Origin of the sequence: Vibrio sp. 10N.237.312.B06, from assembly GCF_041464685.1 — a bacterium.
GTDB lineage: Bacteria > Pseudomonadota > Gammaproteobacteria > Enterobacterales > Vibrionaceae > Vibrio > Vibrio tasmaniensis_A.
The window spans coordinates 1-22,892 of sequence record NZ_JBFSPI010000011.1 but is presented as its reverse complement, the minus strand read 5'-3'; the positions used below and the strand labels follow the sequence as shown (position 1 = coordinate 22,892).

The following is a 22,892-nucleotide window of genomic DNA, read 5'->3' as shown; positions in this document are numbered from 1 at the left end:
CTGGTTAAATGGTTATTGTGATTTAATTTTTTTGCCAAAAACGGTTACAATATCGGCTTAATAAAAATACTGTTGGATAGGTTTACAATGAAGTTTAGCGCAGTGATTCTCGCGGCGGGCAAAGGCACTCGCATGTATTCAAACACACCAAAGGTTCTGCACACGCTAGCGGGTAAGCCAATGGTGAAGCATGTTATCGATACATGTAATGGTTTAGGCGCTCAAAATATCAACCTGGTTTACGGCCACGGTGGTGATCAGATGAAGGCTACTCTAGCTGAAGAGTCTGTAAATTGGGCACTGCAAGCTGAGCAGCTAGGTACTGGTCACGCTGTAGATCAAGCATCTGCACATTTCGCTGATGATGAAAAAGTATTGGTGCTATACGGTGATGTTCCACTAATCTCTCCTGAAACTATTGAAAACCTATTAGACGCTCAACCAAACGGTGGTATCGCACTACTTACTGTCGTTCTAGATAACCCGATGGGCTACGGTCGTATCATTCGTCGCAATGGCCCGGTTGTCGCTATCGTTGAGCAAAAAGATGCAACCGATGAGCAGAAGCTTATCAAAGAGATTAATACTGGCGTTATGGTGGCTACTGGTGGCGATCTGAAACGTTGGTTGTCTGGCTTAAGCAACGATAACGCACAGGGTGAATATTACCTGACAGACGTTATTGCAGCTGCTCACGATGAAGGTCGTGCGGTTGAGGCTGTACATCCAGTAAGCCCAATTGAAGTTGAAGGCGTGAACGACCGCTCTCAACTGGCTCGTCTAGAGCGCGCTTACCAAGCTGAACAAGCAGACAAGTTATTAAAGCAAGGCGTAATGTTACGTGACCCAAGCCGCTTTGATCTACGTGGTGAATTGCAGTGTGGTATGGATGTTGAGATTGATACTAACGTTATCATCGAAGGCAGTGTAAGCATTGGCGATAATGTGGTTATCGGCACTGGTTGTGTATTGAAAGACTGTGAGATTGATGACAACACTATCGTTCGCCCATATAGCGTAATCGAAGGTGCGACAATTGGTGAAGACTGTACGGTTGGTCCATTTACTCGCTTACGTCCAGGTGCTGACATGCGCAACAATTCGCATGTAGGTAACTTTGTTGAAGTGAAGAACACTCGTCTTGGTGAGGGTTCTAAAGCGAATCACCTTACTTACCTAGGTGATGCTGAGATCGGTCAACGTGTAAATGTGGGTGCGGGTGCTATCACTTGTAATTACGATGGCGCGAACAAGTTTAAGACCATCATTGGCGATGACGTATTTGTTGGCTCAGACAGCCAATTAATCGCACCTGTTACTATTGGCAACGGCGCAACTGTCGGTGCGGGCTCAACGGTGACTCGTGATGTTGCTGAGAACGAGCTTGTTATTAGTCGTGCGAAAGAACGTAAAATTGCCAACTGGCAGCGTCCGACTAAGAAAAAGTAGCCTCAACTATAAAGCAGATGACTGCGATAGAGCTAATAGCACTGCTACTGGTTTTTCTTAGATATCTAGATATAAAAAAAAGAGCGATTAATCTCGCTCTTTTTGTTTTCTTTAACCTAGAAACTAGTCTTGTTTCTCGTCAGCGACCACTCGAGAGTTGTCTGGTGTCGCGAAGTGTTCAGAAAGCTCTTTGTTCGAAACAATATAGCCAACCCACAATGCACCCAAACAAATCACAACTGCAATACCCGTCGCGCTTAGTGCTTGGCTAGCCATTGCTGCGACCAATGCACTTGATAGGCCACTGATGCTGATTTGCAGGCTGTTTTGTAGGCCAGCAGCTGTTGCTGGGCTTTGTTTAGCGCTTGATAGGGCACGGTTTACTACGATTGGGTAAAGTGCGCCGTTTGCGACAGCAATCAAACAGAAAGGCGCAAGTAGAGGCCAGATTGACGTTAGTTCCCATTGTGATGCAATGAAAATCAGTAATGCGGCAACACTAAACAAACCAATAAGATTTCTTAGTACGACACCATCGCCATACTTCTTCACTGCCTGCTTACCGAAGTAACCACCCGCCATGAATGCAATTGTCTGTGGAATAAAGCTCAAGCCGATGTCTTTTGCTTCATAACCCAGTTGAGCCATGATCTCTGGCATACCGGTTAGGTAAGCGAAGAACGCTGCTGACGCTGAAGCAAACATCAACACATTACCCATGTAAGGCTTTGAATGAAGCAGTGCTTTGATATCGGTTTTGATCGACGTTTGTTTTACTTCTGGCACTTCTTTTGGTTGAGCCATGGTCGTTGCGATCAACAATGCGCCCATTAGCGTCAGTGTGATAAAGATACTGTGCCAACCAAAGCTGTCTGCTAGCAACACACCCAGTTGCGGTGCTAATGCTGGAGATAGCGCTACTAGAGGCATGATAGTCGCAAAAATTTGCTGGCTACTGCTCTGAGAGTAACGCTTGATTACCATTGCTTGCCAAATTACCGCAGGCGCACATACACCGATCGCTTGAATGAAGCGCAGTGTCAGTAGGTGCCATACTTCGGTACTGAATGCTAAGCCAAATGAAGCTGCAGTAAAGATAACAAGACCAACCGCCAACGTATTGCGGTGACCATACTTGTCACTCGCCAGACCCCAAAGAAGCTGACCCATTGCCATACCACCAAGGAATACAGTTAGAGACAGAGCAATTTGCTCTGGGCCGGTTGCGAAATCAACTTCCATTGCCTTAAATGCAGGAAGGTACATATCAGTTGCAATAAAGCCAAGCATTGAAAGAACTGCAAGGTAGACTAATTGAAATTTAGAAATATTCATAAGGTGCCATTAAACTAAAGGTAATGATGTTTTTATCATCAAAAAAATTGTTTGATATACAGAAGTGAGAGCCCCTGTTTATTTATGCTGACATTCTATTTTTCAGAGCTGATAAAATAAAACGCTAAAATATGTAGTTATCAATCAAAAAATTTGAAGGCTTATGTTCTCTAAATCCTCGTTAGAAATGCTCGACACTGTGGCGCGCTTGGGTAGTTTTACCGCAGCTGCTGAACAGTTGCACAAAGTGCCCTCAGCGATCAGCTATGGGGTTAGGCAGGTAGAGCAAGAGCTTGATGTTCTACTTTTCAGACGCTTACCAAGAAAAGTAGAGCTGACACCTGCAGGAGAGCTGTTTATTGAAGAGGCTCGTCAACTGCTGAGACAGATGGAAGAACTCAGTGCCCAGACTCGCCGAGCAGCGCGTGGTTGGAAGAAAACCTTGCGCCTAACGCTTGATAACGTGGTTAAGCTCGACAAGATGAAGCCTATGATTGAAGAGTTTTATCAAACCTTTGAGTTCGCTGAGCTGCAGATTAACATGGAAGTGTTTAACGGCTCTTGGGAAGCCATTGCACAGGGCAGGGCGGATGTCGTGATTGGTGCAACCTCGGCGATTCCGGTTGGTGGTGACTTTGAAGTTAAGGATATGGGGCGGTTAGATTGGGCATTTGTGATGTCACCCAGTCACCCGTGTGTGCGAGAGCAAAACCTTAATGAAGCCTTTGTCAGTCAATACCCAACAATATGTTTGGATGATACCTCCAGCGTGCTGCCTAAGCGTCACACTGGCCATTATGCAAGTCAGAGACGTCTACTATTGCCTAATTGGTACAGCGCAATAGAATGCCTTAAAAATGGTGTAGGGGTGGGTTACATGCCAAGGCATATCGCCGCACCTATTATTGAGCAAGGTTTGCTGGTAGAAAAAATATTACCTGAGCCAAGCCCGCAGAGTCATTGCTGCTTAGTGTGGCGTAAAGACGACAACCATAAGTTGATCGAGTGGATGGTTAAGTATTTAGGATCGAGTGAACAGCTTCACCAAGATTGGTTGGATCATCGCAAAGCGATCTAATGATGTGATCCGTTGAAGATCATTCGGGTTAGGTTTTAGTCTCGCCCATAAAAAGAGCGAGTAAATACTCGCTCTTTTTGATTCGGTCGTTAACTCTTATGACAAGAAGAACTTGTAGGAAGGGTTATCGGTTTCATCTTTGCATTGGTAGCCGAGTTCTTCTAAGTGCGTAGAGAACTGAGCCAAATCGTCATCACCAAGCTCAAAACCACACAGCACGCGACCGTAATCAGCACCATGGTTACGATAGTTGAACAAGCTGATATTCCAGTGAGTCCCTAAGGTATCAAGGAATTTAATCAATGCCCCTGGGTATTCAGGGAACTCAAAGCTGTAAAGACGTTCTTTCAATGGCTTCGATGGTTTACCGCCAATCATGTAACGAATGTGCAGCTTTGCCATCTCGTCATCAGACAAGTCGACAACTGGGTAGCCGCCCTCACGTAGGTCATTGATGATGTGTTCGAGTTCTTCTTGTCCACCTTGTAGACGTACACCAACGAAGATATTCGCCAGGCTTTCGTCGTTGTGGCGGTAGTTAAACTCAGTCACCGCTCGACCACCAATAATGTTACAGAACTCTAGGAACGCACCTTGTCGCTCTGGAATAGTCACCGCAAGTAGACCTTCTCGCTTCTCACCCAATTCACAACGTTCAGAGACATAACGCAGACCGTGGAAGTTGGTGTTCGCACCAGACAATACCGTTGCTAGTTGCTTATTTTGCAGTTGGTTTTGTTCTGAAAACTTCTTAAGGCCTGCCAGAGCAAGCGCTCCTGAAGGCTCAGCAATTGCACGGGTGTCTTCAAAGATGTCCTTTACCGCAGAGCAGATTTCATCGCTAGAGACTGTAATATGACCATCAATGTACTGTTGGCAAAGACGGAAGGTTTCTTCACCAATGCGTTTAACCGCAACACCATCAGCAAACATGCTGACCTGATCCAGTACCACTGGTTCACCCGCATCCAGTGCTGCTTTCAAGCAAGCTGAGTCTTCAGGCTCTACCGCAATCACTTTAATCTCTGGCATCAGTTGTTTGATAAGCACTGCAACACCAGCGGCTAAGCCACCACCACCAACTGGCACAAAGATATAATCCATGTGACCGTTTTGCTGCAGCATCTCCATGCCCATAGTACCTTGCCCTGCAATCACCAGTGGGTGATCGAAAGGAGGAACAAAGGTGAAGCCATGTTCAGCCGATAGGCGTTCCGCTTCCGCTTTTGCTTCATCGAAATTACTGCCGTGCAGAACCACATTACCACCAAATCCGCGTACCGCATCAACCTTGATATCCGGCGTCGTTTTTGGCATCACGATCGTGGTTTGAATACCCAACTTAGAGCCAGACAGTGCCATACCTTGAGCATGATTACCCGCCGATGCCGCAATCACACCTGCGGCTTTTTGCTGCTCAGAAAGGCTTGATACCATGTTGTAGGCACCACGTAGCTTGAACGAGTGCACCGGCTGACGGTCTTCTCGTTTAAGCTGAACCTGATTACCAATGCGCGCGCTTAAACGTGGCATATCCTGCAGAGGTGTCACGATAGCTGCTTCGTAAACCGGTGCTCTCAGGATCTGACGCAGATAATCTGCGCCAGTTTGTTTTTGGGGGCTGGAGGTGTCATCACTCATAGTTAGCCCTCAAGTTTAGACTTATCACGTACAGCGCCTTTGTCGGCACTGGTCGCCATGCTTGCATAAGCTTTCAGTGCGAAAGACACTTCACGCTGACGGTTTTCTGGTTTCCAGCCTAGTGCATCTTGTTTAACGCGACGTGCTTCAAGCTCTGCTTCTGGCACATCAAGTGTGATTGAGCGGCTAGGGATGTCGATAGTGATGATATCGCCAGTGTTTACTAGACCTATCACACCGCCACTTGCAGCTTCTGGAGATGCGTGACCGATAGACAGGCCTGATGTACCACCAGAGAAACGTCCGTCAGTTAGAAGCGCACACGACTTTCCTAGCCCCATCGATTTTAGGTAAGTCGTTGGGTAAAGCATCTCTTGCATGCCCGGACCACCTTTAGGACCTTCGTAACGAATAACAACCACTTCGCCGGCTTTTACTTTACCCGCTAAGATGCCGTCTACTGCCGTATCTTGGCTTTCGAATACGATTGCAGGGCCTTGGAATTTAAGGTTTTCTTCATCAACACCCGCGGTCTTAACGATACAACCATCAACCGCGATGTTACCTGAAAGTACCGCTAGACCACCTTCTTGGCTGAATGCGTTTTCTTTAGTACGAATACAACCTTCTTTACGGTCGTCATCAAGACGATCCCAACGGCAATCTTGTGAGAATGCTTTGGTTGTTCGGATGCCCGCAGGGCCAGCACGGAAGAACTTAAGCACGGCTTCGTCTTCTGTCTGCATGATGTCGTACTGTGCAAGTTGCTCTTGCATGCTTAGACCAAGCACGGTGCGAGTTTGGTTATTGAGTAGACCTGCACGGTCAAGTTCACCTAGGATAGCCATTACGCCACCAGCACGGTGAACGTCTTCCATGTGGTATTTAGGCGTCGAAGGAGCAACTTTACATAGGTGTGGAACACGGCGAGACATCGCATCGATATCATCCATATCGAAATCAATATCGCCTTCTTGAGCGGCTGCTAAAAGGTGAAGAACGGTGTTACTAGAACCACCCATTGCGATATCAAGCGCCATCGCATTATCAAATGCTGCGCGGTTTGCGATGTTGCGTGGTAGTGCTGATTCGTCGTCTTGCTCGTAGTAACGCTTAGTTAGATCAACGATGCGCTTACCGGCATTGATGAACAGTTCTTCACGGTCTGCGTGTGTCGCCAGCATAGAGCCGTTACCAGGCTGAGATAGGCCAAGTGCTTCTGTTAGACAGTTCATTGAGTTGGCTGTGAACATACCTGAACATGAACCACAGGTTGGGCATGCAGAACGTTCTACTTGCTCACTTTGCTCATCTGAAATCGTTGGATCGGCACCTTGGATCATTGCATCAACAAGGTCGAGCTTGATGATTTGATCTGAAAGCTTGGTTTTACCTGCTTCCATTGGGCCGCCAGATACAAAGATCACTGGGATGTTTAGGCGCATAGCTGCCATCATCATTCCCGGAGTGATTTTGTCACAGTTAGAGATACACACCATCGCATCTGCACAGTGTGCATTGACCATGTACTCTACCGAGTCTGCGATAAGCTCACGTGATGGCAGTGAGTACAGCATACCGCCGTGGCCCATTGCGATACCATCATCGACTGCGATGGTGTTGAATTCTTTAGCGATACCGCCGGCTTTCTCGATTTCACCCGCAACCAGTTGACCCATGTCTTTAAGGTGAACGTGGCCTGGTACAAATTGAGTGAACGAGTTTACAACCGCGATGATCGGCTTACCGAAGTCATCATCTTTAACGCCAGTTGCACGCCATAAAGCGCGCGCACCAGCCATGTTGCGTCCGTGGGTAGTCGTTGCTGAACGATAGATTGGCATTGCTTAAATCCTTATAAAATATTTGGCTGTTGCTTACTTAGTTGTTTGCGTTTGGTTTGCTGAAGTTTGGTCTGCTGGGTAAACATAATCTAACCAGCCCCACTTATCTTCAGTCGTGCCATTGAATAAACCAAAGTAAGCCGCTTGAACTTTTTCAGTGATAGGACCGCGTTTGCCTTCACCTACTGTAATTTTGTCTACGCTGCGAACCGGAACGATTTCGGCAGCTGTGCCTGTCATGAATACTTCATCGGCAAGGTATAGTGCTTCACGAGCAATGTTCTCCTCACGGATCTCATAACCCATGTCTTTTGCTAGTGTCATGATCGAATCACGAGTGATACCCGGCAGAATTGCGCTGGTCGCTGGTGGCGTTGATAGTACGCCGTTACGTACCACAAAGATGTTCTCACCTGCACCCTCTGAAAGGTAACCATCAACACTCAGTGCGATGCCTTCATCGTAACCATGACGGCGAGCTTCACCACCAACCAGTAGTGAAGATAGGTAGTTACCACCGGCTTTTGCTGCGGTTGGGATAGTGTTTGGAGCGGCACGGTTCCAGCTAGAAATCATCGCATCAACGCCGTTTTCTAGCGCTTCTTCGCCTAGGTAAGAACCCCAAGGGAAAGCAGCGATGATCAGATCCATCTCTGTGTTTTCAGGCGGGCAAACACCTAAGCCAACGTTACCGACAAAGCCGAGAGGGCGGATGTACGCTGACTCTAGCTTATTTTGGCGTAGCGTTTCGCGAGTCGCTTCCATAATTTCTTCCTCAGTGTAAGGAATAGGGAAGCGGTAGATTTTTGCTGAGTCTTTTAGGCGCTTAGCATGCTCTGGGTGACGGAAGATAACCGGACCCTTTGGTGTGTTGTAGCAACGAACACCTTCAAACACAGAAGTACCGTAGTGCATTGCGTGAGTCAGGACGTGAACGTTCGCCTCTGCCCAAGGAACCATCTCACCATTAAACCAAATATAGTCTGCTGTTTTAGCTGTCATGTTAGCGGTTCCTTATGCGTTTATCTTTTGTTGTAAGTTGTTGTTTGGCAATTCATTACGGCTGATCGAGATAACGTCAACGGTACGCACATCCCACAGTTTTTCGATTTGGTTTACCAAGAAAGAGATCGGACGCTCACTGTCGACAATGATCTCAACACTCGCCACTTTGCTTTCGTGGTTTTGAGTGCCAGCTACTTGCTTAACAATAAAGCCACGGTGGCGGATAACACGAAGAACACGCTCTAGTAGTACAGGCTTATCATCGGCTTTGATGTCTAATAGGTATCTTTTCATGTTATGTGTTCTCCAACATCTCACTGTTTGAAGCACCTGGCGGTACTAGTGGCCATACGTTCTCTTCTTCATCGATAAGAACATGAAGTAGGTAAGCGGTTTTGCTCTCTAGCATCTCTTTCAGTGCTGGTTCTACTTCTTCTTTACGCGTGATGGTTTTGCCCGGGATATCAAATGCTTTCGCTAGCATGACGAAATCCGGGTTGTCATCCAAGATGGTTTCACTGTGTCGGCCATCAAAGAACAGCGATTGCCATTGGCGAACCATGCCTAAGCGCGAGTTGTTAAGCAGCACCATTTTTACTGGGATTTGGCGACGCTTCAGCGTACCAAGCTCTTGAATGTTCATCATGAACGAGCCGTCACCTGAGATAAGTATAGATTGGTCATTAGGACGACCAACCGATGCACCCATGGCTGCAGGTAGGCCAAAGCCCATAGTGCCTAAGCCCGCTGAAGTGATGAAGTTTTGTGGATCGCGTGGCTGAATGTGTTGAGCTGCCCACATCTGATGTTGGCCAACATCGGTCGAAACCATAGAACTCGCAGGCATCATGTCTGACAGTTGTTTCAACAACAGAGGTGCGAAGATAAGGTCGCCAGGGTGGTCGTAACGCCATTTGAATGAGCTACGAAGGCCTTCGGAGTGATGAACCCAAGAAGAGATGTCTTGGCTTAGCTCCAGTTGAGGCATGATCTTGTTGATGTCACCACGAATTGGTGCATCGGCAAGACGTAGTTTGCTGAACTCAGCCGCATCGATATCAATATGGATAACTTTAGCGTGCGGTGCAAAGGTGTCGAGCTTACCAGTAACTCGGTCATCAAAACGAGCGCCCACAACAATCAACAGGTCACTTTCTTGAACCACTAGGTTAGCGGCTTTAGTGCCGTGCATACCAAGCATGCCAAGATAGTGTGGGTCGTCACGCTCGATAGTGCCTAAGCCTTTCAGTGTGCTTACGGCCGGCATTGGGTTAAGGCGTAAAAACTCACGAACTGCATCGGTTGCTTTCGCCAGTTGAACGCCACCACCTACGTATAAAACAGGACGAGTCGCTTGAGATAAGAAGTACTGAGCTTGCTCAATAGCATCCGTTGTCACAACAGGAATTGCTGGTGGTGTAAATTCAGGAAGAATTTTTACAGGGGATTCGGCTAGTTGAACATCTTTAGCGATATCGACAATAACCGGACCGGGACGCCCTGCTTTTGCAACGATAAATGCTTCAGCCAATGTTGGCGCAAGATCTTCAATATCGGTAACAAGGTAGCTGTGTTTAGTACATGACAGAGACATACCAATCACATCCATTTCTTGGAATGCATCGGTACCAATGTGGGAACTAGCAACTTGACCAGTGATAGCTACGAGTGGGATGGAATCCATAAAAGCATCAGCAAGACCTGTGACTAGGTTAGTTGCACCCGGGCCTGAGGTTGCCATACAAACAGCGACGTCTTGCGTTGCTCGAGCCATACCGATAGCGGCCATTGCAGCGCCTTGCTCATGGCGACATAGGATATGTTCAACCCCGCCGTCATAGAGTGCATCGTAGATTGGCATGATGGCACCGCCAGGGTAACCAAATACGGTCTCAATGCCTTGTTGCTTGAGTGCGGATACGACCAGTTCTGCGCCTTTCATCGTAATTCCTCCGTATTACCTTTGTTTTGGTAATTGTTTCCATTGTCTCTGCACATCTTGTGCTCCCATTCTTCCTGTAAATCGGCAAAGCCGAAAATGTTTCAAAATATAAAATCGAATGTCTAAATTAGAAAAAACCCCCGGACTTTTCAGTGCGGGGGTTTTTTCTAATTCGTGGTTACTTTTTTCCCACTCGCCCCCGCGCAGTCTCAATAATGACTACGATAATCAGGTTAATCAGTGCGTAAATGCGAGCGTTAAATGTCATAAAGTTCGAGTTTTCTCGTTTATTGTCTTAAGTAAATGTCTACATCTCTAGTGTTATCACACAAATCTGCTGCATGACAAGGAAAATGTCATTCTTTTTTCACATTAAAACACCATTCCACCACGCTATATAACAACCTTATCGCTTTGGTGAGCAATGAATATCCAGAGTGAATACTTTTAAATCAAAGACAAAGGAAAGTTATGGGACTCGCAATAATTCATAGCCGAGCTAGTGTGGGTGTAGAGGCACCAGAAGTGACTGTGGAAGTGCATATTAGCAACGGAATGCCCGGTTTTACGCTGGTGGGTCTACCTGAAACGACGGTCAAGGAATCTAAAGATCGAGTAAGGAGTGCCATCATCAATTCTCGCTTTGAATTTCCATCGAAAAGAATCACGGTCAACCTTGCACCTGCAGATTTACCCAAAGAGGGAGGACGTTTCGATCTGCCAATTGCGCTTGGGATTTTGGTGGCGTCAGATCAGCTTCCTACATCAAAAATAGCTCAACATGAATTTATCGGTGAGTTGGCGTTGTCTGGAGAGTTGCGCTCAGTAAAGGGCGTGTTGCCAGCGACGTTAGCCGCCGATAGTGTCGAACGATGCTTAGTGGTTCCACACCACAATGGTGATCAGGCAGCCTTAGTCGGCAAGGGGGCCCATAAATCAGCGCAAACCTTGCTGGAGGTTTGCGCTGACATGTGTGGTCAGGCTCTGCTTGGCTTGTATCGAACCGAGCATCATCAGCCTGATGTTTCAGAGCTCCGCGATCTACAAGATATTATCGGTCAGCAACAAGGTAAGCGCGCACTGGAGATCGCCGCAGCGGGCAACCATAACCTGCTTTTTCTCGGCCCGCCCGGAACTGGAAAAACCATGTTGGCGTCTCGATTGCGCGATTTGTTACCTGAGATGAGTGACGACGAGGCGATGGAAACCGCTTCGGTGGCTTCTTTAACGCAACAAGAAATCAATCAATACAACTGGAAACAACGACCTTTCCGTTCTCCACACCATTCGAGTTCGATGGCAGCATTGGTCGGTGGTGGCTCGATACCTCGCCCCGGAGAGATCTCTTTGGCGCATAACGGATTATTGTTTCTCGATGAGATGAGCGTAATCCCAATAATAAAAAAATATCAAAATTAACACTGTAAGTTGATTTATATGGTTTTTTTTGTGTTTCCACATTTCTATTTTATATTGATAATAATTACTCAGATAACTAGAGTGGTTGTTAGTTGTCAATTTGTGGGATGCGATTGTGAACGTCAAAACACTAAATGAGCTTTCTTTATTAAATACGGCACTGTCAGTCGAATACTCTAACTACCTAACACTTGCTGCTGAATCCTCAGTCTCAAAAACACGAATACAGCAAGTATTGAATATTTATGCGGCCTACTGCTACTTGGTTGAACAAGGTAACTACACTGCATTGGAAATATTGAATGACTCAAACTCACTTAATGCACACTTCCAGTCGCTCATTGGTTTTATTTATGGCAGTGATGATATCACTATCCATCGCAGATATAGCCTATGCAGCGAATTAAAAAATATTTTTCGCCACATTGCACAAGATAAGCAACTAACTCTCGATGAAGTGCATTTGTCTACCTTGAAAATGACAGAAGGAGCTTCGAGCTGTCTAGCACAGTTTCGAAAGCTTAATATAGATAAAAGAAAAGCTGACTACCTAAATGGCTGGCAAGTGGTATCAAAAGAAGGGAAAAGCTTTGAGGTTCACCTAGATATGCTTTATGTGAATTTTGGTGAAGCGTTTACAAACAAGATTCATCTCGCTCTAAAAAACTATGCTTATACACAAAAATCAACATCTCTAGCTCAGGGGTTAGTCACACTCAAAACCCTTTTTGCCGGTATATCCACAGTCTATAACGAAAGGGACGAATTAAAAATAGAAGCCCTCCTGAGCCGCAACCATGTGCAGCCCTTTTTCCACAAAGTGTTTAAGGTGCTATTTGTTCGTTCCCAAGCCGCCCAGAACTGCCCAAGGAGTTTCCACACTAAGTGGCGAAATATCATTAACTTTTATACAGAGTGCTTTATAAATACTGGTGTTTTAGCTGAACCCCACAAACCATTCATCGTTCCAGCTTGGAAAGACCCGAAAGGTGCAGCGCCCACTTTTTCAATTGGTGGTAATGCAACGCAGTCAGAAAGCAGCAGGTGGTTTGCTAATATACCAATCAAAATTAAAGATGAAGAGGCTGTTTCAATTATTCAACAACGTGTAGATAGAGATATGGCGCACATTAGGCATATATGCATCCTGAAGTTGGAGGAGTTTCTAGAGCGAGAAGGTAGAAATAAAGCTTTTCAGAGCACAGGTTCAGTTAAGCCACTGAGTGACACTTTAGGCAACCTTCAATATTACAGCTTTGTCGGTGAAGATAAGTTAGATAATACGGTTGCAACATTTTATGAACACGGTATAGCGCCTAAAAGCTCAAACTATCAATCATTTTTGGGGTTTGCTGGTAATGCTAGCCAACTTCAAACTGAGTTAAATTTACCTACCAAATCAACACTAAATGCTCTTTTAACCCTTCTTGTGATGGAGCACCCTCTGATAACGCCTTCTTGGTTAGCTAAATGGGACTTATTTGATGCAAGTGGCAATATGGTGGGCTACAAGAAAGTGGGTAACCAGTACATTGCGGTGAGTTACAAATCACGAAAAGGAACTACCAATGCACAACAAGAAATTGTGCTTAATGCGCTTTCTAAATCCATAGTAGAGTTCTTGATACAACACACTCGCATGAGTCGTGAATACTTAAAGGATAAGGGGGATGTTAATTGGCGAAAGATGATTTTGACCGCTACCGTTTCCAACGCGGTGCGCCCAAGTAGCCTCAATAACACTCTTTCCTCGGCAAATGATTTTTATGATTGGCTTCAAGACAACTCGCTTTTTGATAAGAGCAGTAATATCACTCTAGCAGATGCCCAATCAATTTCTGAGATTCACTCATTGCGCTCGATTAGACGACACCGAGGTTTTCAAATTTACTTGGCAACGCGCTCGATGGATGCCGTTGCGGAGGCGCTTGGCCATAAAAAGAAAGATGTAAATCTACTGACCTCTTATCTTCCAAACCCACTGATGGACTTCTTTAATGCACGTTGGATACGTCAGTTTCAGAACGCTATTTTACTTGAAGCCATGAAATATTCGGTGTACCGACTTGATGCTGTGAACATGAGTGCTCAAGACATCGAAGAGTTCTTAAATAACCATGGTATCAGCAATATTCCAGAGCATTTCGATCATGGTTTTGTTCAGCAGGCCACTATTGATAATGAAACCTCAAAGTATTTAGTATTCGACCAATTAACCTACACAATATCTGCCTCTCTTTTGCAGTTATTAATGGCAATACGCCTTGTTGTTGAAAGTAGCGACGATGAGGATTCTTTTTTAGACATTGTTTATCACTGGTATCAATCAGCAGTGTTTGTCTTAGACACTTTAAGTTCAGGCAGGCATGACGCTGATGATAATTTGATGGAAGCGCTTGATATTGCAACCAATAACGCACTGGATGCTGACTCAATTAAAGGGGCGCTGCTATGTTAAGTGTTGCTATCGACAATTCCTCTATTGCAAATCTCATTGAAGGCATAGTGCTAGACCATTCGCTCTTGAATGGTCTAAGTGCAGAGGCTCTTGAGCAAATCATAAATTTTTCAGTAGCAAATGATGACTATCGAGCATTAGATATCATCACGAATATCCATGCAGGCATCTACGGCTATGATGACAGACAGCCTGAATGGTTAGAGTCCAGCTTTCCTGCAAACAAATGGGTCCTAACATTTAGCAAAACCCAAAAAATGATACATTGGGACAAAGTTTACTTGGACGATGGTAAGAAGCTCACGGATACGAAGCATCAAAAACTATTAAACAGTTTTAAATACTGGATCACAGCAGCAGATAACCCATTAGAAAATGGTGGAAAAATTAATAGCCCTATAACGGCTTATAAAAAAGTTACCAAAGTTATCGTTCTCATCAATGCTATTTTGCTGCACTCGAAAGGACTAAAACTGGCAAAATACCACCTCCTGAATGTGAATGATGATTATTGGCTGAACATATTGACGAACTACGCCGAGAACGGAATTTTCCAAGGCGTGTACGAGATTGATAAGCGCACTCAAGTATTACTGGATAATGTGTCTCAGAGTATTTCAGATGCAGATGCTCAAGCGTTTAAAGATAAGTATCCCTACATTTCACGAAACATTATTCAAGATGAAATTGCCTTATCTCTAGCTGAGAGAGAAAAGGTGTGTGCGTGGCTTTTTGAGCAAGGTTATTACCAATCTGGAGAAGCCATTAGATACACTGGCAATAGCGCTGTGCTCGTTGAACTATTGTTTGATGGCAAGATGCTTCATCAAAACATTAAGTTACCCAGTTACCCAGAGCTTTACCTCAAAGAGGCAAAACGAGGGGCAGAGTATCGTGCAGTTGATAATAAAGATACTTCATCAGGCACGAATCGAAGAACAATCTCGACATGGATTGAAGCTATTCGATTGATTCATACCAACCTTGAGCGTGAAGATGCAGCAAGCTCCTCAATTCTGTCTGAGCGTGTCAGTGCAGATCACATTAGTAGGTTAGTTAGCTTAAAAAAAGCAGGACGTACTCGCACTTTACCGCCTAAATTTGTGTTTAATTTAATTTGTCAGTGCTATGAGTTTGCCAAAGAACATCTACCTACAGAGGAAGGCTCTGTTACTTTGCTGGATGAAACGTTAACTCTGCTATCTAAAGCAAGAAGCAAATCTGCTGCAAAACATTCCAATACACTTCGACCATCACAAGGGAGCTTAGCTTGGAATGAAGAATTGCATCGAGATATGTCTGGTTCGCATCGTGCTCACTGGCTTGAAACGGAAGCGATCGATTGCTTGAGTTGTGAATACCTGAAAAAAGGAATAAAACAGGTTCAAAGCTTTACTGAAAGCATTGAAAAGCGACACGAACGTATTCGAGCCAACGAAAGCTTGTTTGATTTGTTCTCAGTACTGCAAGGCTCTATACAGGTCTTGGTGGGTGTAATCATGGCTCGAAGGCAAGATGAATTAATCAAAATGAAATCACATGGCAACCTATCACCTAATGTTAATCCTTTTTCAGAGGGTGAAAAAGCAGAGTACAGTCTGAAATTTAAGGTAAAAAAAACAGGCTCAAAAGGGGTAAATGCCACAATAGAAAGACCGATTCCTTTATCTATCGCAAGGTTCGTTTGGCAACTAGAGCAATTTAACATCAAAGCGAGCGAGTTAAATCTATCCAAAGGAAATTTGTCTCTGTTTAACAATTTAAACTCAAAATATTGCCAGTTAAGTCATGTAGTACCCGCATCCTTTAATGCACACCTTGATGATTTGTGTGATTACTTAGAAACGGACTTAGTAGAGTACGATAACGGTGAATACCGCCGTAATTATGTTCGTCAACACCAATTAAGACGCTTCTTTGCTATAGCGTTCTTCTGGTCTGGGGGATTTGATGGTATGGATGCTTTGCGTTGGATGTTTGGACATTCAGATATGGAACATCTATACCACTACATCTCAGAGTCGGAGACAGGGGCAGTACTAAACGGGGTTAAAGCCAGTGTAATTGTCCGTGGTGTTGTCGATTCCACCTCTGAACTTGCCAAACTCGAAGGAATAGAAGGTGTTCGCAAAATGATTGCAGAGCGAATGACTGGTGATAGCTCAATACCACTCACAATAGAGTCGGTGAGTGAAGCGGTAGAAGATTACGATGATGAATCTTATCTAACCGTACCTCACATTAGTCAACTTCAAAAAGAGCAGGACATTGAAACGGAGGTTATCCACCTTCTAGAAGAGGGGATAATCACGCTTGAGCCAGAATTCTTTACCGTCGAAGATTGCGATGGGAACACCACTCAAACCTTTAATCTAATTTTAAAAATCAAAGACCTTGATAGAGGGTTGGGACAATGAGAGTTTTAGAGAAAAACCAAACCAAGGTACTTGAAACAGAAAAGCTACTGAAAGAAATCCTCGCAACTCCTGCTGAGTTTAAAAATGATGAAGAACTACAAAAAGCGCTAAAGTCACAATCGGCCATAGCTAAATATCAGAACCAAGAGCGGAATATCACTTCGTGTTCGCTAAACACGATCAAAAGTATCTCAGAAGCACTCTTAGATAGAGGGTTCTTATCATTAGATGAACTGCGAATTAATGCAAAGTTGGCGATAGAAGCTGCGCATCACGCTGAGAAAGCTTCCAAAGGCAACAAGCAAACCGCAGTGGGTTTAAAGCATAAAGTCGCAGAGCTTGAATCGAAACTGGATGCAGCGCAGCGCAGCAATTTTTTACTGACCGTTATTGTTTCAGAATTGCGCTCCAAGCTAAAACAACTCGCAGTGCATGAAGGAACAGTGGAAGAGCGAAAGGAACTTTACCGAGTTCATAATAAGAAGATTGAAGCGGAGCTAAATTACACGTTGAATGGGGAGGTTTAATGGCGGTTCGCAAGCTTAAAGACTTTGAACAGTGGAGTCATCTTGGGTTTGATGGCAAGCTTATCTTTCGTGAGCTCCTAGACATCCCTTTTGTTACTTACAGTAATCATGCACCTTGCTATGAAGCCAATGCTTATATTCACCAGATGATGCTGAGAGGCCATAAAAGAGACACAATTCGTGGGTTTACACACCATATAATTCATTTGGTACATTTTCTTGAAAAACAGCCAATGCTGAGTCGATTTAGCCAACTGACCGACGCAACATTCACACTGTTTATTCAGTCGTTACAAGCAGAGAAAACGCCTCTAGGTGAACTTGTTCGCAGTAACAACACGGTTAGAACTATTGCTCGTACCTGTCTTGAGTTTTTGAATTTTGTCCAAGATTTTCACGATTTGAGTGCTTTTATAGGCAAGGATAAAGGTAACTCAATTCAGATTATTGAAAAGCCATATAAGCGCAAACAGGAGGGCTATAAAGGGTTTGTTGAGGGTGTTAAAGTCACCCATACCGCCGTGCCAACAAAAAGTGAGATCAAGAAACGCCACCCAGTTTCAGAAGATGCGGCCTTGCGTGTGTGGGAGTTTATCAAGACTCAGAAAAACAAAGATAAACGCAGAAGAGACATGGCGTTATACACCGCAATGGAGCAATTAGGTGCTCGTGTAACGGAGCTTAGCTTAATTAAAGTGACCGATTATCAGGAAGCAAGACGCACAGGTATGATTACCCTTACCACCTTAAAGCGTAAGGACGATAACACCACTCGAAAGATTCCCGTACCACACATTTTGCTATCAGTGATTGCGGATTACATCAAAGTGCGTAAAAAGGTAATGAGGAAGAAGAAAGTTCAGCATGATTACCTATTTATTAGCCTAAAAACAGGGCGATGCTTATCTGCTGACTCATGGACAACTTACTTGAACTTATGGAAAAAAGAGCTTGCCATTGAGGGTGAGTTGCATCCTCATTTATGGAGGCATGCATTCATTACAGATAAGCTCAAAGGGCTTATTCTGGCTTCTAAAGAAGTGAATGATAAAGATGATTTCCGAAAGCATTTGCTGCATACGCAAACATTTAAAATGCAGCTTCAGCAGTGGACTGGTCATACAAATCTTAGTTCTTTAGATATCTATATTGACCTCGCCTTTACTGATATCAACGGCTACACAGAGGTTTATAATGCTGTTTTTCTAAAGTCGAGTGTTGACCTAGTAAAACGTCAGATTGAGTTGTTAGAAGAACAGATTGCAAGGAAGGTGCTAACACCTACCGCAGCGCTCGGTGAGATGAAGAGACTGTTAGGGGATTTTCAGTCTGATATAGATAAAAGTATTGTCTCTTCGTCACAGTAAAGTTCATCAGCAAGCGGTCACACAACACGTTTTTGGATAGAAGCGTGTTAGAAATTTCCGCCTAACACGCTGTCATCAGATTAGATAAATTAGCTTAAGGTCATAGCCGTTTACTCAAAAAGCTAGTCCGAAACTTCGAAAACAGTATGCCAACAAGTTTTATCTGCAACCTACTAACCAACCAGTGCTTCATCAAGAGCATTCAAAGCTGAAACTATGGTTTCAACAGTCCCGTATTCAAATTCATCTCTGTCGGCTTCTTCGTGAGTCCCCTTATTCAAATAAAGCCAATGAGGGTCTTGTCCGCTGACACCTAGCAGAGTTTCGAATGCACTTACAATTTCTATTTTATTCGGGATCTCCGCTTTAGAGCGATTAATTTTAGCTTTCAAATTTTCAGCAAGAGCCCTTAAATCATGTGGTAAATGTGGAGCCCTCTTTGAAACACTAATCAGTCCATCGCTTTTATCACAGTGTCTGCTGTAATGCCCCCATGCTTTTTCGCTTAAATGCTCTAAAGCACGTCGAGAGGAAGCCAGAGCATTGCGATATTCTGCACTTTCCAAGTGAGTAGTTGCGGCAAGCACATAATTAGGTGGGCAAGTGAAGGATGCTACCTGGATGTGTGATTCCCCACGTTGCGGTAAGAACTTGTATGTTGCCGACTCTCTTGCCGCTTTCTTTCCAATATCTTGATGAATATTTTTGAGGAATTCCTCACCATGACAGGCCAAAATGATCTGTTTTTCCTTGAAAAAATCATCCTTGTACAGCGTTTCTCGAATAGCTTTACGGTGCTCGTCGTCAATAGCGTTAACTGGATCATCAAAGATGAGAAGTGGACTATCTGTTTTCAGGTTTTTAGCCAGCAGAATTGATAGACCAATACAACGAATATGTCCTTCACTCAACACGTGCAGCGCATCGAAGAACTTTGCTGGTTCAGACTGATAAGAAATTTCAATGCGCTCTCCAGAAGCCAGCGGCAGCTTTATTGCTGCTAATTGATCTTTAGGTGCATCATAACGGTTAAAGGCATTGTATAACTGCGTAACAAGCTCGCCTAAATCAGCAACAAGCTTACTGGGTAGCTTCTCTTTGTATTCAAAGAGCATATCGACGAATTGTTTGTAGCTGTCAGCTATTTGTCTATTCGCTGCTACAACTGCTTTCTCTGCTTCAGCTTCCGTAATTAGTTCTTTATTTTTTTCATCAAAAGCCTCAATCGCTTGCTGTGCTTTTTTTATAGCATCATCATAAGTGGTGCGCTGGGTCTGTAACTTTGTTGCTTGCTCTTTAAGCTCACGAAGTTTCTTTAGCTTTTCCTGTTTAGGTTTTCGTTCTTCGTTAGCTTGTTTAACTTCAACATCACGTTGCTCAAGTAGCTTAACTTGCTCAACTAACAATGCCCATGGCGTTACCTGATCTCCCTCTTGGTTTAGGCTTTGCCACCAAGTCCAACCTAATGTTGTACTATCGTCGACAATGTGAGGAATTAGAAGATTTTCACCTTCTTTATTATATTTTACACAAGTAGAAACTATAGTATGAACCGACTGAATTGCTTTAGAAAACTCAGCTTTAGCCTGAGTTTGCTTCGTTTCTAATTTCGCTAAATGACCAAGCTTTTCCAATTCGGTTGTAGCTAATACAAATGGATTCTGTGTGACCTGCTCTAAAGGCGTTTTACAAGCTGGACACTGCTCTTCACTCGTACCTTGCAAGTCAAGCACGGCACCATATAGCTGCTTGAATGATAGACCCTCACTTGCTTTCGCGAGTTCATCTGATACTTCGTTCAAGCTTTGATGTGTTGCTTCAACTTTCGCTTTACTCTCCTCCAATTTTTTAACAGAGAGGTCAGTAATGTCTGGTTGTTTTTTCTGTAATTCTGCATCTAAGGTCTGAATTTCACCTGGTTTTTCCTCGCTACCCAAAGTCACAAGCATTTGCTGAAAACTAATTTCAGGGGCAAGTTTTTTTGCCAGATCTAGTTCATTAACAGTGGCTACTTTTAGATATTCTTGATTGTCTACAGTTGTTTGATGATGAACAGCAAGTTGCTGTCGTTTTTCTTTTAGCTGGAGTCCTTTTTTCCCGACCAAATCAATATGACGTTCATCCAGTTCACGGCTAAAATTTTTGACAAAGCTGTTAAAACTTTCCAGACCGAACAGACTTGAAATCAACTCTGTTTGTTTAGCTGGTGCTTGCGCTGCAATGCGAGAAAAGCTATCAATGCGGTTCTTTTCTACAAAACAGAAGCGATATAGAGACTCGTTTGGTGAAACAAAAACAGTTTCACCTTTACTATTCACTCCTTCGATGACAGGAGCGGCATAGCGATTAACATGGGCATTTTTTAGATATTGCGCGGAAGTAAGACGTTTACTCTGAGCTTCTTCGACAGCACCCAGTAAACCAAACTCTAGCGCCTCGCAAAAACTTGACTTACCAGCACCATTCGGGCCATAAATCAACACAAGAAGATTATAGAGGTTTAATGTCTCTTCTTTAGCAAATCCACGGAAGGGGCCGACGCTAATTGACTTAAGCAACTTAATGATATTTTCGCTGCTGCCATCCTCAGTAGCAGCTTCCGCTACCACATCAGATAGTTTATCCCAATTGCCAGAAGTTAAATCTACAACCTTCTTCGCACGACGGCTTTGTGCTGTGCCTAAAGGCTCCAACGTATCTAAATGGTCAAGAACGAGGTTTCCGATTTTTCGTATTCCTATCGCTGAATCATCACCAGTTAACGTTTGTATAAATCGTATCAGTTCATTCTTAATCAATATTACTGCCCTTATTTTTTAACGTTTCCAACTTGTTCATGAGCATTGAAAGCTACCGTTCCTCTCAAAATGGCATGGATACGTTGCTAGAGTTACAAATCTTTGCTGAAACGAAGCTCAATACATCATAAATGTCTAAAATCCCAAGTGATAATTTACCATAAAGTAATCAGAGTAAAACTTGAGTTAGGTCGCGAGTATATGCAAACACTTAACTCTTACAATGGTTTGAGACGATGTCGTTTCATGATAAACACGTTGCGCTTATATGATTAGCTTTACTAGACGAAACTCGTATCTTTTTACGCCCATTAGCGCTCTCCCTAACAATGGGGCACAAACGAGTCAGACAAGCTTGAAGCTACAGTTATCACGTAAAATAGAAAATTGAGAATAATGTTTGCTGTCGGAAAGCCGCTTAGTAAAGCTTCCAACCCTGTTGGTTACCTGTCAATTTCACCGTGAAATCCGACAATAAAAAGCAACCTAAGCGTATGTTTTGTAATAATTAATTGCAGGTGCAAAAGTTGTCGTTTTTTTAGAAAACGCATTCCGAACTGAAGGCGGTCAATACCAGCTACTATTGACCGCTGGTCGCGCGTAATAGAGCTACTTTTTGTAGTTATGGTCGTGTCTGTGTTTTAGACAAGCTAAGCTAGATCCCTTTAGATTTACCACGTAATTGCATGGTTTATAAGTACTTTAAGGGGAAGAGAAGCTCATTCCGCAGGTTGCGATTCGCACACTGCGAAATGAGCGTCTAACTAGAAAAGGGGCAGATATGAGTTGTTGCAGAATCTGCAATCACTGAGCTTTCTCGTTGCTCGGGCAATTATTGCAACAGTTCAACTACCGAGGAATCCTCGATAGTTGCTTGATAAGCAATGTGCATATTTTGCACATTAGTTAGTTCTATTGCCAAAGCGACGAGATCAGAACCGGGTTGGAGCAGAGGTGATTTACGAAACAACCTGTTGCACAATTAGAAGATTGGAGTTGTTGCAGAATTTGCAACAACTGAGGTTTTACTCGAAACCTTAGTAATTGATACTAGAAAAGGATGTAGCCGAGTGTTAAGCCCACAACCATTATGATGATACTGGTTAATGTCATATTGTTGTCGACCCATTCATCAACCTTACTCATTCGAAGTTCCTCTTTCTTTGCTAATCATGTCAAAACCATGTTCAACACCATAAATTACTTCACGTAAGAGCGTCTCATTTGGTGAGTTCAAATTAGCAATTACTCGACCAATTTCATTGCCCAAGTCACAAAGTTCAATATCACCATCTGGAAGGCTATCAAGCGCTAACTTGAGGTTTGAAAGAAAAATATCAGGGTTCAGCAAATCTGAACTAGGGTTATCTAAAACCTCATTTCGATCAGCCATGAAATCATCTGTAACCCGTTCTACCTCATCGGCGAAGGATAGCCAATCAGGCTTTGTTTTCACTGTGCGCATTATAAGGATTCACCCCTTTCAACAGCTCTTTTTCGGTCAACTTTTTTTTGCTCATCGGATACAACCTGACAGGATATTTAGATTAGTTGGAGGGCTCTTCTCCGCTTAGATGAGTCTATAAATTAACAATAAAACCGGTAACACATT

The 22,892-nt window shown here is 43.9% G+C and carries 14 protein-coding genes and 1 pseudogene; 7 read left to right on the top strand and 8 right to left on the bottom strand.

Features of this window, described 5'->3' with window-relative positions:
* The first annotated feature begins 87 nt into the window (after positions 1 to 87).
* Complete coding sequence (glmU, locus tag AB6C75_RS04780) at positions 88 to 1,449, top strand: bifunctional UDP-N-acetylglucosamine diphosphorylase/glucosamine-1-phosphate N-acetyltransferase GlmU (RefSeq protein WP_029223764.1); 1,362 nt, start codon at positions 88 to 90, stop codon at positions 1,447 to 1,449.
* A 123-nt stretch (positions 1,450 to 1,572) separates the two neighbouring features.
* On the opposite strand, the gene punC is transcribed toward glmU, so the two are convergent.
* Positions 1,573 to 2,784 (bottom strand): purine nucleoside transporter PunC, encoded by a 1,212-nt coding sequence (punC, locus tag AB6C75_RS04775; protein ID WP_372107101.1) that lies wholly within the window; start codon positions 2,782 to 2,784, stop codon positions 1,573 to 1,575.
* Positions 2,785 to 2,947: 163 nt separating this feature from the next.
* On the opposite strand from punC, the gene punR reads away from it, so the two are divergent.
* Positions 2,948 to 3,862 carry a DNA-binding transcriptional activator PunR gene (gene punR / locus AB6C75_RS04770; RefSeq protein ID WP_372107099.1) on the top strand — a complete coding sequence of 305 codons (915 nt, stop codon included), beginning with the start codon at positions 2,948 to 2,950 and terminating at the stop codon, positions 3,860 to 3,862.
* A gap of 96 nt (positions 3,863 to 3,958) precedes the next feature.
* On the opposite strand, the gene ilvA is transcribed toward punR, so the two are convergent.
* Genes ilvA through ilvG form a run of 5 tightly spaced genes read right to left on the bottom strand, consistent with a single transcriptional unit; the run spans position 3,959 to position 10,294 of the window.
* Positions 3,959 to 5,503: a threonine ammonia-lyase, biosynthetic gene (gene ilvA / locus AB6C75_RS04765; RefSeq protein ID WP_372107097.1), complete on the bottom strand. Its 1,545-nt coding sequence runs from the start codon at positions 5,501 to 5,503 to the stop codon at positions 3,959 to 3,961.
* Between the two features lie 2 nt (positions 5,504 to 5,505).
* Positions 5,506 to 7,347 carry a dihydroxy-acid dehydratase gene (gene ilvD / locus AB6C75_RS04760; RefSeq protein ID WP_009848114.1) on the bottom strand — a complete coding sequence of 614 codons (1,842 nt, stop codon included), beginning with the start codon at positions 7,345 to 7,347 and terminating at the stop codon, positions 5,506 to 5,508.
* A 33-nt stretch (positions 7,348 to 7,380) separates the two neighbouring features.
* Positions 7,381 to 8,349, bottom strand: a complete 969-nt coding sequence (locus AB6C75_RS04755; protein ID WP_135382204.1) for a branched-chain amino acid transaminase — start codon at positions 8,347 to 8,349, stop codon at positions 7,381 to 7,383.
* A 12-nt stretch (positions 8,350 to 8,361) separates the two neighbouring features.
* On the bottom strand, positions 8,362 to 8,646 hold the full coding sequence (gene ilvM, locus AB6C75_RS04750) for an acetolactate synthase 2 small subunit (protein WP_009848112.1): 285 nt from the start codon (positions 8,644 to 8,646) through the stop codon (positions 8,362 to 8,364).
* Position 8,647: 1 nt separating this feature from the next.
* Positions 8,648 to 10,294, bottom strand: a complete 1,647-nt coding sequence (gene ilvG, locus AB6C75_RS04745) for an acetolactate synthase 2 catalytic subunit (protein ID WP_017096608.1) — start codon at positions 10,292 to 10,294, stop codon at positions 8,648 to 8,650.
* A gap of 471 nt (positions 10,295 to 10,765) precedes the next feature.
* Between ilvG and AB6C75_RS04740 the strand changes: the two genes are divergently transcribed.
* From AB6C75_RS04740 to AB6C75_RS04720, 5 genes are all read left to right on the top strand, one after another.
* The gene (locus AB6C75_RS04740; protein WP_372107094.1) at positions 10,766 to 11,713 is read left to right on the top strand and encodes a YifB family Mg chelatase-like AAA ATPase; all 948 of its coding nucleotides are present in this window, start codon (positions 10,766 to 10,768) and stop codon (positions 11,711 to 11,713) included.
* A gap of 115 nt (positions 11,714 to 11,828) precedes the next feature.
* A complete protein-coding gene (locus AB6C75_RS04735) occupies positions 11,829 to 14,171 on the top strand; it encodes a hypothetical protein (protein ID WP_372107092.1) in 2,343 nt (780 codons plus the stop codon).
* Positions 14,165 to 16,588 (top strand): integrase, encoded by a 2,424-nt coding sequence (locus AB6C75_RS04730; protein WP_372107090.1) that lies wholly within the window; start codon positions 14,165 to 14,167, stop codon positions 16,586 to 16,588. Before AB6C75_RS04735 ends, AB6C75_RS04730 begins: the two co-directional genes overlap by 7 nt.
* Positions 16,585 to 17,115: a hypothetical protein gene (locus AB6C75_RS04725; protein ID WP_372107088.1), complete on the top strand. Its 531-nt coding sequence runs from the start codon at positions 16,585 to 16,587 to the stop codon at positions 17,113 to 17,115. Before AB6C75_RS04730 ends, AB6C75_RS04725 begins: the two co-directional genes overlap by 4 nt.
* Entirely contained in the window at positions 17,115 to 18,482 is a 1,368-nt protein-coding gene (locus AB6C75_RS04720; RefSeq protein ID WP_372107086.1) for a tyrosine-type recombinase/integrase, read from the top strand. The genes AB6C75_RS04725 and AB6C75_RS04720 overlap by 1 nt, the downstream gene beginning before the upstream one ends.
* Positions 18,483 to 18,655: 173 nt before the next feature.
* Here the strand turns inward: AB6C75_RS04720 and AB6C75_RS04715 are convergent, their stop codons facing one another.
* Together AB6C75_RS04715 and AB6C75_RS04710 are read right to left on the bottom strand one after the other, a co-directional pair.
* Complete coding sequence (locus AB6C75_RS04715) at positions 18,656 to 21,091, bottom strand: AAA family ATPase (protein ID WP_372107134.1); 2,436 nt, start codon at positions 21,089 to 21,091, stop codon at positions 18,656 to 18,658.
* A 1,327-nt stretch (positions 21,092 to 22,418) separates the two neighbouring features.
* Positions 22,419 to 22,800: pseudogene (locus AB6C75_RS04710) on the bottom strand (hypothetical protein).
* Positions 22,801 to 22,892 lie beyond the last annotated feature (92 nt).

Coding starts and splice junctions, on each gene's coding strand:
- punR (WP_372107099.1), top strand. CDS start 2,948: ATGTTCTCTAAATCCTCGTTAGAAATGCTCGACACTGTGGCGCGCTTG.
- AB6C75_RS04725 (WP_372107088.1), top strand. CDS start 16,585: ATGAGAGTTTTAGAGAAAAACCAAACCAAGGTACTTGAAACAGAAAAG.
- AB6C75_RS04720 (WP_372107086.1), top strand. CDS start 17,115: ATGGCGGTTCGCAAGCTTAAAGACTTTGAACAGTGGAGTCATCTTGGG.
- punC (WP_372107101.1), bottom strand. CDS start 2,784: ATGAATATTTCTAAATTTCAATTAGTCTACCTTGCAGTTCTTTCAATG.
- AB6C75_RS04730 (WP_372107090.1), top strand. CDS start 14,165: ATGTTAAGTGTTGCTATCGACAATTCCTCTATTGCAAATCTCATTGAA.
- ilvG (WP_017096608.1), bottom strand. CDS start 10,294: ATGAAAGGCGCAGAACTGGTCGTATCCGCACTCAAGCAACAAGGCATT.
- ilvM (WP_009848112.1), bottom strand. CDS start 8,646: ATGAAAAGATACCTATTAGACATCAAAGCCGATGATAAGCCTGTACTA.
- glmU (WP_029223764.1), top strand. CDS start 88: ATGAAGTTTAGCGCAGTGATTCTCGCGGCGGGCAAAGGCACTCGCATG.
- ilvA (WP_372107097.1), bottom strand. CDS start 5,503: ATGAGTGATGACACCTCCAGCCCCCAAAAACAAACTGGCGCAGATTAT.
- AB6C75_RS04755 (WP_135382204.1), bottom strand. CDS start 8,349: ATGACAGCTAAAACAGCAGACTATATTTGGTTTAATGGTGAGATGGTT.
- AB6C75_RS04740 (WP_372107094.1), top strand. CDS start 10,766: ATGGGACTCGCAATAATTCATAGCCGAGCTAGTGTGGGTGTAGAGGCA.
- ilvD (WP_009848114.1), bottom strand. CDS start 7,347: ATGCCAATCTATCGTTCAGCAACGACTACCCACGGACGCAACATGGCT.